At 67.5% G+C, this 12,770-nt stretch carries 9 protein-coding genes; 5 read left to right on the top strand and 4 right to left on the bottom strand.

Translation table 11 applies throughout. From position 1 onward, the window contains the following. Window positions 1-3: 3 nt before the first annotated feature. The 4 genes from AC30PD_RS15945 to AC30PD_RS15930 form a co-directional block, all read right to left on the bottom strand. A complete protein-coding gene (locus AC30PD_RS15945; RefSeq protein WP_489536648.1) occupies window positions 4-1,353 on the bottom strand; it encodes a BCD family MFS transporter in 1,350 nt (449 codons plus the stop codon). Then, a complete protein-coding gene (chlG, locus tag AC30PD_RS15940) occupies window positions 1,350-2,234 on the bottom strand; it encodes a chlorophyll synthase ChlG (protein ID WP_489536647.1) in 885 nt (294 codons plus the stop codon). The genes AC30PD_RS15945 and chlG overlap by 4 nt, the downstream gene beginning before the upstream one ends. Before the next feature lie 101 nt (window positions 2,235-2,335). Further along, window positions 2,336-3,781: a transcriptional regulator PpsR gene (ppsR, locus tag AC30PD_RS15935; RefSeq protein WP_489536646.1), complete on the bottom strand. Its 1,446-nt coding sequence runs from the start codon at window positions 3,779-3,781 to the stop codon at window positions 2,336-2,338. 83 nt (window positions 3,782-3,864) lie between these two features. Next, window positions 3,865-4,758, bottom strand: coding sequence for a cobalamin B12-binding domain-containing protein (locus tag AC30PD_RS15930; RefSeq protein WP_489536645.1), 894 nt, complete (start codon window positions 4,756-4,758; stop codon window positions 3,865-3,867). 334 nt (window positions 4,759-5,092) lie between these two features. On the opposite strand from AC30PD_RS15930, the gene bchF reads away from it, so the two are divergent. The 5 genes from bchF to AC30PD_RS15905 all read left to right on the top strand — a co-directional run. After that, window positions 5,093-5,611, top strand: a complete 519-nt coding sequence (gene bchF, locus AC30PD_RS15925; RefSeq protein ID WP_489536644.1) for a 2-vinyl bacteriochlorophyllide hydratase — start codon at window positions 5,093-5,095, stop codon at window positions 5,609-5,611. A 58-nt stretch (window positions 5,612-5,669) separates the two neighbouring features. Further along, window positions 5,670-6,959 carry a ferredoxin:protochlorophyllide reductase (ATP-dependent) subunit N gene (locus AC30PD_RS15920; protein ID WP_489536643.1) on the top strand — a complete coding sequence of 430 codons (1,290 nt, stop codon included), beginning with the start codon at window positions 5,670-5,672 and terminating at the stop codon, window positions 6,957-6,959. Between the two features lies 1 nt (window position 6,960). Continuing rightward, a complete protein-coding gene (bchB, locus tag AC30PD_RS15915; RefSeq protein ID WP_489536642.1) occupies window positions 6,961-8,535 on the top strand; it encodes a ferredoxin:protochlorophyllide reductase (ATP-dependent) subunit B in 1,575 nt (524 codons plus the stop codon). Window positions 8,536-8,554: 19 nt separating this feature from the next. Then, entirely contained in the window at window positions 8,555-12,319 is a 3,765-nt protein-coding gene (locus AC30PD_RS15910; RefSeq protein WP_489536641.1) for a magnesium chelatase subunit H, read from the top strand. Continuing rightward, a partial coding sequence (locus tag AC30PD_RS15905; protein ID WP_489536640.1) for an AAA family ATPase occupies window positions 12,316-12,770 on the top strand: 455 nt, incomplete at its 3' end. The genes AC30PD_RS15910 and AC30PD_RS15905, both read left to right, overlap by 4 nt.

Here is a 12,770-nt window from a genome sequence, read left to right as displayed (position 1 = left end):
TATTCACCTCGTCTTGAGACCCGCCCAACCCGGGTCGATGGCGGCAGCGCGTGGCACGGGCTGCGCCGCTGCCTGCCCGAGCCGGGCCGCCAGCACGGCAGCGCCGACGAAGAGCAAGGCCTCGAAAGCGAACACCGCTCCGTAGGCGAGCCCTGGTGTGCCGATGAGCCAGCGCGCGAGGTCGCTGGCGCCGGTGCCAACCAGCCCGCCGAGGCCGAAAGCCACTGCTTGCGCTGCGCCCCACAGACCCATGCGCACACCTTCGCGCGATGCGCGGCCTTCGCCGGCGAGCCGCATCATCGACGCGATGGCGGCGATAGAGAACGCGCCATTGGCCGCACCGAGCGCGAACACCGTGGCCTTGAACGGCCAGGCCGGCCCGATGAAGCCAGCGGCGACCAGGCCGAGCAAGGCCAGCGCTGATCCGAGGCAACCCGCCACCTGCCAGGCACGCAACGACCCGAAGCGCCGCCCGTTCGCACCGCGCCCGGCCAGCGTGGCGGCCAGCATGCCGAGCAGCACGCCGCCGTGTTGCAAGCCCGAGAGTTGGGTTGACTGGCCGGGCGTGAAGCCGAACACCGTGCCGGCGAAAGGTTCGAGGATCAGGTCTTGTGCGCTGTACGCCAGCATCGACAGGAAGATGAAGACCGTGAACTGGCGCGCGACCGGTTCGTTCCACACCTGGCCGAGCGCCGCGCGGAACCCGGGGGACGCGGCTTGGGCCTGCTGGCCTGGGGTTGCTGCCGAGTCGTCGCCGCGCCCCTCGAGGCGCCACAGGGCGAGCAGTGTCACGCACATGGCGATGGCCGACACGGCTGCCGTCACGGCGATCAGCCGCAGCGGCGAATACGGATCGAGCATCTTGCCCGCCACGCCGGAAGTCACCGCGAAGCCCGCGATCATCATCAGCCACACCGTCGTGGCCGCCGCCGCACGCCGCGGCGGCGCGACGCGCTTGGCCAGCAGCACCAGCAACGAGGTGCCGGCAGCGCTGACGCCGACGCCGATCATCAGGAAGGCGGGCACGGCGAGCGCGATGCCGGCGAGGCGGTCGCTGCCCATCCACACCGTGGCCAGGGCTGCAGCCACACCACCCAGTGCGAGCGTCGCCATGCCGCCGAGGATCCACGGCGTGCGGCGCCGTCCGGTGTCGGAGCCATGGCCCATGCGTGGGCGCACCACCTGCACGAGGTAGTGCATCGCGACCAGAAAGCCCGGCAGCAGCGCCGGCAGCGACAGTTCGACGACCATCACGCGGTTCAGCGTCGACGTGGTGAGCACGACGATGGCGCCGAGGCAGGCCTGAACCAGGCCGAGGCGCACGATGCCGAACCAGCCGATGCAGCCGCTCATGGCGCCACCACCGTCGCGCGCAGAGCGAATGCGCTGACCATCATGCCGGCCACGAACAGCGGCACGCCGAAACCGCTGTAGAGCAGCGCGCGCTCGCGCGGGCTCTGCATGAAGTGGTCCATCAGCACCAACTGCAAACCGAGCAGGGCCACGATCGCGAGCGCATGGACCGGTTGGCGCCAGTGCACCAGCAGCAGCACGACCACCACCTGCGGCAGCGCCATGATCCAGCAGGCGGCGCGCGCGGCACGCACCACGCCGAGTTGCACCGGCAGGGAACGCACGCCCATCTGGCGGTCACCGTCGATGGCCTTGAAATCGTTGAGCGTCATGATGCCGTGGGCACCCACGCTGTAGAGCGCGGCCAGGGTGAGAGAGCGGCCCTGCGGCATGGCGCCGCCGGCCATCACCGCGGCGCCCGTCGTCCAGGCCAGGCCCTCATAACAGACACCACAGGCGGCGTTGCCCCACCAGCCGTTTTCTTTCAGGCGCAGCGGCGGCGCGCTGTAGGCCCAGGCCAGCAGCAGGCCGACGACGGCGGCGCCAAAACCCCAGGGGCCGAGCAAGGCGGCGACGAGCAAGGACAAGACTGTCCAGAGAATCGCGATGTACAGACCCCAGCGGCCGGGGATACGGCCGGAAGGGATCGGCCGCTGCGGTTCGTTGATGGCGTCGACGTGGCGGTCATACCAGTCGTTCACAGCCTGGCTCGAAGCGCAGACCATCGGCCCGGCCAGAACCACACCGGCGGCGATGATCGGCCAGCGCCCTTCGGCAGCGACACCGGAAGCGATGACGCCACAGCCGAAGGCCCACATCGGCGGGAACCAGGTGATCGGTTTGAGCAGCTCCGCGAACGCGGAAAACGACGGCCGTGCCATGCAAATGATCTTGCACGGCACACGCCAAACCGTCAATCAATGTTTACACCGCGCACGGCGGCCAGGTTGACACCATCGGGCGGCGCCCGAGGCGTGGCGCCCTATTCTTCGCCTTGCACCGGCGCCAGATCGCCCAGGTTGAAGCGGCGCAACTTGACGTACAGGCTCTGGCGCGACAGCCCGAGCATTTCGGCGGCCGAAGCCCGGTTGTCGTGGGTCAGTTCGAGGGCGGCCTCGATGCAGAGTTGCTCGATCAGGTCGGTCGTGTCGCGCACGATCTCGCGCAGCGAAACGCGACCGACGAGCTCGGTCATCTGGCCCACCGAGCGTGGCATTTCGCGTCCGGTGCCGGTGGTTCTGGACTCGCTCACCAGGCGCCGGCTCACGTCGCGGATCGTGAACCCGAGGCAAGGCTGGTCGCCGCTGGTCACGGCCACGCCCGAGATCTCGACATCGGCCGAGGCACCGTACTCACCGCGCATCACGGTCGAGAACAAGCGCACCGCGCCACGCTGGCGCAGGTTGGTGATCAGCACGTTGAGGTCGACACCGGTGCGGCCGAGCCAGCGCTCCAGCGACTGCCCTCGCACCTGCGCTTCGGTGGCGAGCTGGGCCAGTTCCACGAACGCGTGATTCGCCGTGAGGATTCGGCCGTCGAGGTCGGTGACGGCAAAGGCGTCGGGCGCCGCCTCGATCAACTGCAGCAAGGCGCTCTGCGCGCTCGACTCGGGGCTGGCCATTGCGCCGGCCGAAGCCGGGGCCACGCGCACCAGCAGGTGCGTCGTCTTTTCTTGCCGGAACAACGAAGCCGAGACCCGCATTTCTTCGGGCTGGCCTGCCAGCCGGGCGGCCACGCTTTCAGCATTGCCGGTGGCGCGCACCCGGTCGAGCAGCGCCTGCACCGTGGGCACCCCGCCAGATTCGAAGCGGTCGGTCAGCAACCAGCCGGCACGCGCGCTGTCAGCGCCGAACAAGGCCGTGGCGGCCGGGTTGCACTCTTCGAGTCGGCCGCTCGCGGCGTCGAGGATCAGCACCGCTTCGGAAGCCACCTGGAACAAAGAGCGGTAGCGCGTTTCCATGTGGCGCAGGCGCCAGTAGTCGCGCTCCATCGCCTGCTGCGCACTGACAAGGCGCTGCTGCAGCGCCGCGTTGGCTCGCAGGTCACGACCGAAGACGACCGAACGGCCGGGCGACTTGTCGCGCTTGTTCTGCGGCAAGGCGATGGCCGCATACGACAGCGGCAGGTCGGCGCCGTCGAGCGAAGGGTGGTTGATATGGCGCCAGCGGGGCGCGCCCTGGCTGCGCGATTCGCGCAACAAGGCTTCGACCTTCGGCCGGCTTTCGATCGTGACCGTGTCGGCCCATGGCTTGCCGAGCCATTCGTAGTAGCCCTCGCGCAGCAGGTCTTCGCTGCCGAAGGCCAGATCGCGAATGACGCCCTTGTCGTCGATGATCAGTGCCACGTCGGCGGCCGCGGCGATCAGGCGGCCGGCCACCTCGGCGTCGAGCTCACCGAGCGATCGGGCGGGCGACTGAAACTCTCTCATGAATCCTGCTTTCCGACGGGCTGCGGCATGGGCCTCAGCCTGGTTTCACTCACTCTGATGCACTCGGGCGCCCGGCAGCGCCGTCAGCATCGGCGGACCACCGGCCCGATCAAACTTTCGGCCAGTGCCGGGGCTTCCCGGCCGTCTATTGTCATGCCATCGGCGCCGACCCTCTGAACGTACTCCGGGTGCGCGCCGAACATGGGTCCGCCGACGAGGATCGCAATGTCGGGATTGCAAGTGGCATGCCTGACGGCGCGTACGCTGTCGGCCAGCGCGTCGAGGTGCACCTCTGCGCCGAGCGAGAAGCCGATCACGTCGAACCACTCGGCGGCCACGAGTGCAGCCGCATCGGCACCAGCAGCCCAGGCGCCTCCGGTGACGTCCCAGCCGGCACGCCGGAAGAACTCGGCCACCATCACCAGGCCGAAGGTGTGTTGTTCGCCGGGGCTCGGCAGCAACAGCACGCGCCGCCCCAATGCCGGGTGCTCGACGCTGTGACCGAACGCCGGGCTCAATTCGCGCAGCACCCGCTGCAGGCGGCCGAGGCCGACCGTCACGTCGGTGAAGTTGCAGAGGTCGTCGGTCCAGAGTTCACCCAGGTAACGTGCCGTGGGCGCGAGCAGGTCGAGATAGATCTTCTCGACCGACACGCCGCGTGCACGAAACGTCTGCACTGCACCGAAGGCCAGGTCTTCGTCGTGCGACAACACCAGCTTGGCGAAGTGCCGGACGTCGTCGAGGCTGATCGGCTCGCTGGCAGCGATCGGGCGCGGTGCCGGTTCGGCCAGCGCGCGGTGCGCCAGCATGAGGCGGGGAATGATCTCCTGTTCGATCGTGCGCGCGAGCTGCGACATGCGGGTGTCGTTGGCGGCTTCGGCCAGGACAAATTCGGCCGGCATGTCGTCGCACTCCGGCGCCTCGCCAGCGATGTTGTTGCCCTCCCGTGCCGAGTGCTCTTGCGGCAAGCTCTCCATCGGAATCTCCTCGCGAAATTCTTGTCTCGGCTCGGGCCAGGCACCGCTGGGGATCGCCAGCGTTGCCTACACCCGCGCTCAAGGCGCCAGGGTGATCCGGCGGCGCGACAGCTTCTTCTGTCATCGCGACGCAGGGTGCCGCAAGGTTCTACTGCCGCCGGCCGGGGTCGTCAATCGGTGGCGCCGAGCACCTCGCCCGGAAGACACGCCGACACCGCCGCGCTTGTTTGCCGCAAATATAGTGTCATGTAAACATTACGTCTAGCCCGATTGACATACGGAGGGCGCCGATCTAGATTCAACCCCGAAGCAGTCGCAACGCGGAAGGAAGTCGATGGATGTTCGTGGGTCAAGGTCGGTTTCCCACCGGCCCCTGTACACCGCCGAAGAGCGCCAGCGACGCGATGCGTCGGTCTGGACCTTGGTGCAAGGCGTGTTGGCCCCGATCCAGTTCCTGGTCTTCATCGTCAGCCTCGGGCTCGTGCTCCGCTACCTCGCCACCGGCGAAGGGCATGCGGTGGCGACGCTCTCGGTCGTGGTCAAGACGCTCACGCTCTACACGATCATGATCACCGGCTGCATCTGGGAGAAGGTCGTCTTCGGCCGCTACCTCTTCGCGCCGGCCTTCTATTGGGAAGACGTGTTCAGCATGCTGGTGCTGGCATTGCACACGGCCTATCTGCTCGTGGTATTCACCGACTCGCTCGGGGTTCGCCAGCAGATGTACCTGGCACTGGCGGCCTATGCCACCTACGTGATCAACGCGACGCAGTTCATCCTGAAACTGCGCGCCGCCCGTCTCGACCAGGCACGCGACGAGCGCAACATGGCGCAGCAGGGGGTGGCCGCATGAGCCTGCCCGGCCGCCCGAAAGGCTCATCCACCCCAGTGTGCAGCACGGAGGTTGCCCTGTGAGCCCGGTGATCCCGATCCGTGCCGCGGCCTCCGAGGGCTGTGTCGACGCGCCTGTCTTGCGCGAGCGCGGCCAGCGCGAAGTCTTCTGCGGTCTCACCGGCATCATCTGGCTGCACCGCAAGATCCAGGACGCGTTCTTCCTCGTGGTCGGCTCGCGCACCTGCGCGCACCTGATCCAGTCGGCTGCCGGCGTGATGATCTTCGCCGAACCGCGGTTCGCCACCGCCATCATCGACGAGCGTGATCTGGCCGGCCTGGCCGACGCCAACACCGAACTCGACCGCGTGGTCACCCGCCTGCTCGAACGCCGGCCCGAGATCAAGCTGCTGTTTCTCGTCGGCTCGTGCCCGTCCGAGGTCATCAAGCTCGACCTGTCGCGTGCCGCGGCGCGTTTGTCGGGGCAGTTTTCGCCCGACGTGCGTGTGCTCAGTTATTCGGGCAGCGGCATCGAGACCAACTTCACGCAGGGCGAAGACGCCTGCCTCGCCGCCCTGGTGCCGAGCCTGCCGGCGGCCGCGCCCGACGCGCCGGCTTCGTTGTTGATCGTGGGCACGCTGGCCGACGTGGTCGAAGACCAGTTCATGCGCCTGTTCGCACAGCTCGGCATCGGCCCGGTCCACTTCTTCCCGCCACGCCGCGCGGGCGCGATGCCGGCCGTCGGCCCGAACACGCGTCTGCTGCTGGCGCAGCCGTTTCTTTCAGACACCGCGCGTGTGCTCGAAGCACGCGGCGCGAAACGTTTGCCGGCGCCCTTCCCGCTCGGCTCCGAAGGCACGACGCTGTGGCTGCAAGCCGCAGCGAAGTCCTTCGGCATTTCTGCCGACGTGTTCGAGCGCGCCACCGCGCCGGCACGCGAACGCGCCAGCGGCGCGCTGGCCCGCCACCGCACGCAGCTGGCGGGCAAACGAATCTTCTTCTTCCCCGATTCGCAGCTCGAGATTCCGATCGCGCGTTTTCTCGCCCGTGAGCTCGGCATGCAGCTCACCGAAGTCGGCTCGCCGTACCTGCACCGCCAGCATCTTGCCGAAGAACTCGCGTTGCTGCCGGGCGGCACCGTGTTGTCGGAAGGCCAGGACGTCGAAAAGCAGCTCGACCGCTGCCGCGCCGCGCAACCCGACATCGTGGTCTGCGGGCTCGGCCTCGCGAACCCGCTCGAAGCTGAAGGCATGACCACCAAGTGGTCGATCGAACTCGTCTTCACGCCGATCCAGGGCTACGACCAGGCAGCCGACCTGGCCGAGTTGTTCACCCGCCCGCTGCTGCGTCGCTTGAAACTGGTGGCCTGACATGCAGCTCACCTTGTGGACTTACGAAGGCCCGCCGCACGTCGGTGCGATGCGTGTGGCCACGGCCTTGAAAGACGTGCACTACGTGTTGCACGCACCCCAAGGCGACACGTACGCCGACCTGTTGTTCACGATGATCGAGCGGCTGCCGAAACGCCCGCCGGTCACCTACACCACCTTCCAGGCGCGCGACCTGGGTGGCGACACCGCCGAGCTGTTCAAGAACTCGGTGCGCGATGCCTACGAGCGCTTCAGGCCGCAGGCGATGATGGTCGGCGCGTCGTGCACGGCCGAGCTGATTCAGGACGACCCCGGTGGTCTGGCGAAAGCCCTGAATCTGCCCATCCCGGTGGTCGCACTCGAATTGCCCTCGTACCAGCGCAAGGAAAACTGGGGCGCGTCGGAAACCTTCTATCAAATGGTGCGAGCCCTCGCCGGCCCGCGCGCGCCCGCGCCGGGCACGGCCCGCGAAGCGCGCGCACCCGGTCAGCGCCCGCGCTGCAACATCCTCGGCCCGTCGGCACTCGGCTTTCGCCACCGCGACGACGTGACCGAGATCAGCCGGCTGCTCGACCAGATGGGCGTCGATGTCAACGTCGTCGCACCGCTGGGCGCCAGCGCCGACGACCTGGCCCACCTGGGCGAGGCCGACTTCAACGTCGTGCTCTACCCCGAGGTCGGCGCGCTCGCCGCCGGCTGGCTCACGCGCAGCTTCGGCCAGCCTTCGACGAAGACGATCCCGCTCGGTGCCGCAGCGACCCGCGACTTCGTGGCCGAGGTGGCGCAACTCGCCGGCATCGACCCGGCGAAAGCGCTGGCCGACATCCAGTCACGCTCGCCCTGGTACGCGCGCTCGGTCGACTCGACCTACCTCACCGGCAAGCGCGTCTTCATCTTCGGTGACGCCACCCACGCTGTCGCGGCAGCGCGTGTCGCGGCCACCGAGCTCGGCTTCACCGTCGTCGGCCTCGGCACCTACAGCCGCGAATTCGCCCGCGAAGTGCGCGAAGCCGCCAAGCTCTACGGCGTCGACGCGCTGATCACCGACGACTACCTCGAAGTCGAAGCCAAGGTCGCCGAGTTGCAACCCGAGCTGGTGCTCGGCACGCAGATGGAGCGCCACATCGCCAAGCGGCTGGGTGTGCCGTGCGCGGTGATCTCGGCGCCGGTGCATGTGCAGGACTTCCCGGCACGTTACTCGCCGCAGATGGGCTTCGAAGGCGCGAATGTGCTGTTCGACACCTGGGTGCACCCGCTGATGATGGGCCTGGAAGAACACCTGATCGGCATGTTCCGCGGTGACTTCGAGTTCCATGAAGATGCGGCGCCTTCGCACCTGGGCGGACACGCCAACAAGCCGGCCGCTGCCGAAGCCCCGGCGCTGATCGACGTTGCGCCGGCGCCCGCTGCCGGGCCCGCGCCCTGGGCGCCCGACGCCGAGAAAGAGTTGCGCAAGATTCCGTTCTTCGTGCGTGGCAGGGCCCGGCGCAACACCGAGACCTATGCCCAGCAGCGCAGCGTTGCCTTGATCACCGTCGAGACACTCTATGACGCCAAAGCGCATTTCAGTCGTTGAGCGTGACCCGCCCACGACCATGAAGGTCGTGCTGGTGACCATGGACAGCCACCTGGCCAGCGCCACCGAGCGCGCGAACCGCACGCTGGCCAAATCGCTGCCAGGCCTGAAGCTCAGCGTGCACGCCGCCGCCGAATGGGGTGACGACCCGGCCGCACTCGAACGTTGCAAGGCCGACATTGCACAAGGCGACATCGTCATCGCGACGATGTTGTTCCTCGAAGACCACTTCCTGCCGATCCTGCCGGCGCTGCAGGCGCGGCGCGACCAGTGCGACGCGATGGTCTGCGCCATGTCGGCCGCCGAAGTCACCAAGCTCACGCGCATGGGCAAGTTCGACATGTCGGCGCCGGCCACCGGCGCCATGGCCTTCCTCAAGCGCCTGCGCAACAAGCCCGAAGCCAAGGGTGAAGAAAGCGGCGCACGCGCCACCGCCGGCGCGCAGCAAATGAAGATGCTGCGCCGGTTGCCGAAGATCCTGCGTTTCATCCCCGGCACCGCGCAGGACGTGCGGGCCTATTTCCTCACGCTGCAGTACTGGCTCGCCGGTTCGCAGGAAAACATCGCCAACATGGTCCACTTTCTGGTGGACCGTTACGCGCATGGCGCGCGCAAGCACCTGCGGGGCATGGCCAAGACGCACGAGCCGGTCGAGTACCCCGAGATCGGCGTCTACCACCCGAAGATGAACCACGCCAGCGCCGTGGGCTGCATGGCGCGCAGCGTGCAAGCCTTGCCCAGCTTCGCCACCACCGGCAAACGTGGCACGGTCGGCTTGCTGCTGATGCGCTCTTATGTGTTGGCCGGCAACGCCGACCACTACAACGGCGTGATCACGGCGCTCGAAGCGCGCGGGCTGCGCGTGGTGCCGGCTTTCGCCACGGGCCTCGACCAGCGCCCCGCGATCGACGCCTTCTTCTACAACGAAGGCCGCCCGACGATCGATGCGCTGGTCTCGCTCACCGGCTTTTCGCTCGTCGGCGGCCCGGCCTACAACGACGCGAAAGCGGCCGAAGACATTCTCGCCAGGCTCGACGTGCCCTACCTCGCCGTCACGCCAGTCGAATTCCAGACGCTCGACCAGTGGGGCGGCTCGCCCCGTGGTCTGCTGCCGGTCGAGTCGACCATGATGGTCGCGATCCCCGAACTCGACGGCGCCACCGGCTCCATGGTGTTCGGCGGCCGCGGCAGCGCCCAGCACATCGCCTGCACCGGTTGCGCACACGCCTGCAAGTTCGAGAACGTGGTCGACGCACACGACATGCACAGCTGCATCGAACGGGCCGACCTGCTCGCTGCACGGGTCGGCAAGCTCGTCGACCTGCGTCGCTCGCAGCGGGCCGAACGCAAGGTTGCGGCGGTGATCTTCAACTTCCCGCCGAATGCCGGTGCCACCGGCACGGCCGCGTTCCTGTCGGTGTTCGAGTCGCTGTTCAACGTGATGAAAGCGATGCAGCGCGAGGGTTACACGATCGAGGTGCCTGCGAGCGTCGACGATCTGCGCGAACGCATCATCACCGGCAACGCCGCGCGCTTCGGTGCCATGGCCAACGTGCACACACGCATCGGGGCCGACGACCACGTGCGGCGCGAGAAGCACCTGAAAGAGATCGAAGCGCAATGGGGCCCGGCACCGGGCAAACAACAGAGCGACGGCAGCAGCATCTTCGTGCTGGGCGAGCGCTTCGGCAACGTCTTCGTCGGCATCCAGCCCGCCTTCGGATACGAAGGCGACCCGATGCGCCTGCTGTTCGAGAAGGGTTTCGCGCCGACGCACGCGTTCTCGGCGTTCTACCGCTGGCTGCGCGAAGACTTCGGCGCGAATGCGGTCTTGCACTTCGGCACCCACGGCGCGCTCGAGTTCATGCCCGGCAAGCAGAGCGGCATGTCGGCCACGTGCTGGCCCGACCGGCTGATCGGCGACTTGCCGAACATGTATTTGTACGCGTCGAACAACCCTTCAGAAGGCACGATCGCCAAGCGACGCGCTGCCGCCACGCTCATCAGCTACCTCACACCGCCGGTCGCACAGGCCGGCCTGTACAAGGGCCTGGTCGATCTGAAAGACATGCTCGAACGCTTTCGCGGGCTCGAGCCCGAAGCGCAGACCGAGCGCGATGAACTCGCGCTGATGCTCCAGGCCCAGGCCGCCGAACTCGAACTGGCCCATGCCGAACCGGCTTGGGGCAGCGAGGCCGAAGCGCGCATCGCGAAGCTGGGCGACGATGTGCTCGAACTCGAGTACACACTGATCCCCTACGGCCTGCACGTCGTGGGCCAGGCCCCGAGCGAAGCCGAGCGTGTCGACCTGCTCCTGTCGTGCGCGGAAGCCTCGCACGGTGTGAAGCCCGAGCGCGCCCTGATCGAAGCGCTGGTGGCAGGCCGCACGCCGGAGGCAGCTGACGCACAGACGCTGGCGCTGCTGAATGAACTCGCCGCCACCAACCGCCTGATCGCAGAAGACCACGAACTCGGCGGCATCCTGCACGCGCTCGACGGCCGCTTCCTGCGCCCTGCCCCCGGTGGCGACCTGCTGCGCACGCCGGCCATCCTGCCGACCGGCCGCAACCTGCACGGCTTCGACCCGTTCCGCATCCCGAGCCACTTCGCCGTGAAAGACGGCGCCCGCCAGGCCGAGCGGCTGCTCGAAAAACACATGCGCGACGGCCACGCCTTCCCCGAGTCGATCGCGATGGTGCTGTGGGGCACCGACAACCTGAAGAGCGAAGGCGGGCCGATCGCGCAAGCGCTGTATCTGATGGGCGCGAAACCGCGCTTCGACAGCTACGGCCGCCTCGCCGGCGCCGAACTGCTCACGCTCGAACAACTCGGCCGGCCCCGCGTCGACGTGGTCATCACGCTCTCGGGTATCTTCCGCGACCTGCTGCCGCTGCAGATCAAGCTGCTCGCCGAAGCGGCCTTCATGGCCGCGAGCGCCGACGAGCCGGCGGAGCAGAACTTCATCCGCAAGCACACGTTGGCCTACCAGGCCGAACACGGTGGTGATCTGGAGACTGCCTCGCTGCGGGTCTTCGGCAACGCCGAAGGCGCCTACGGCTCGAACGTCAACAGCCTGATCGACAACAGCCGCTGGGAAGATGGCGACGAACTGGCCGAAACCTACAGCCGCCGCAAAGGCTTCGCCTACGGCCGCGCCGGGCGCCCGGTGCAACAGGCGAAGCTGCTGCAGAGCGTGCTGTCGGGCGTGCAGCTCGCCTACCAGAACCTCGACTCGGTCGAACTCGGCGTGACCACGGTCGACACCTACTTCGACACGCTCGGTGGCATCAGCCGCGCGATCAAGCGCGCGAAGGTGACCAGAGAAGGCCCCGGCGCTGAAACCGCCCCGGTCTACATCGGCGACCAGACCCGCGACGCCGACGGCGGCGGCACGGTGCGCACGCTGACCGAGCAGGTCGCGCTCGAAACACGCACCCGCATGCTGAACCCGAAGTGGTACGAAGGCATGCTGAAACACGGCTACGAAGGTGTGCGCCAGATCGAGGTGCACGTGACCAACACGATGGGTTGGTCGGCCACCACGGGCCAGGTCCAGCCCTGGGTCTACGAGCAACTGAGCCAGACCTTCATGCTCGACCCCGCGATGCGCGAGCGTCTCGCGAAGCTGAACCCGACCGCTTCGGCACGTGTGGCCAACCGCCTGCTCGAAGCGTCCGAGCGTAATTTCTGGAAGCCCGACGCAGCGGTACTCGCCGCCTTGCGCCGGGCTGGTGAGGAGCTTGAAGACCGGCTCGAAGGTGTTTTTGAAGGAGCTCCTGCATGAGTACAACGACTGTTCCGTTCCCGGATATCAAGAATCCGGGTGTTCGCAAGAACCTGCGCCTCGACGGCGAGGGCAGCGTGCAGGTGGCGCTCGATGAAAGCGTGAAGATCGGCAACGCCAAGGTCTTTGCCATCTACGGCAAGGGTGGCATCGGCAAGAGCACGACCTCGAGCAACCTCTCGGCCGCGTTCTCGAAGCTGGGCAAACGGGTGCTGCAGATCGGCTGCGACCCGAAGCACGACTCGACCTTCACGCTGACGAAGAAGATGCTGCCCACCGTGATCGACGTGCTGGAGACGGTCGACTTCCACGCCGAAGAACTGCGCGTCGAAGACTTCGTGTTCCCGGGCTACAACGGCGTGATGTGCGTCGAAGCCGGCGGCCCGCCGGCTGGCACCGGCTGCGGTGGTTACGTGGTCGGCCAGACCGTGAAGCTGCTGAAGGAACACCA

Source organism: Rhizobacter sp., from assembly GCF_032229685.1.
Taxonomy (GTDB): Bacteria; Pseudomonadota; Gammaproteobacteria; order Burkholderiales; family Burkholderiaceae_C; genus LMDS01.
Note: the sequence above shows the minus strand (reverse complement) of the source record. Positions and strands in the feature narration are given on the sequence as shown.

What these genes read in the sequence shown, in the direction of transcription:
- AC30PD_RS15945 (WP_489536648.1), bottom strand. Translation starts at nt 1,353, where the DNA reads ATGAGCGGCTGCATCGGCTGGTTCGGCATCGTGCGCCTCGGCCTGGTT.
- chlG (WP_489536647.1), bottom strand. Translation starts at nt 2,234, where the DNA reads ATGGCACGGCCGTCGTTTTCCGCGTTCGCGGAGCTGCTCAAACCGATC.
- ppsR (WP_489536646.1), bottom strand. Translation starts at nt 3,781, where the DNA reads ATGAGAGAGTTTCAGTCGCCCGCCCGATCGCTCGGTGAGCTCGACGCC.
- AC30PD_RS15930 (WP_489536645.1), bottom strand. Translation starts at nt 4,758, where the DNA reads ATGGAGAGCTTGCCGCAAGAGCACTCGGCACGGGAGGGCAACAACATC.
- bchF (WP_489536644.1), top strand. Translation starts at nt 5,093, where the DNA reads ATGGATGTTCGTGGGTCAAGGTCGGTTTCCCACCGGCCCCTGTACACC.
- bchB (WP_489536642.1), top strand. Translation starts at nt 6,961, where the DNA reads ATGCAGCTCACCTTGTGGACTTACGAAGGCCCGCCGCACGTCGGTGCG.
- AC30PD_RS15910 (WP_489536641.1), top strand. Translation starts at nt 8,555, where the DNA reads ATGAAGGTCGTGCTGGTGACCATGGACAGCCACCTGGCCAGCGCCACC.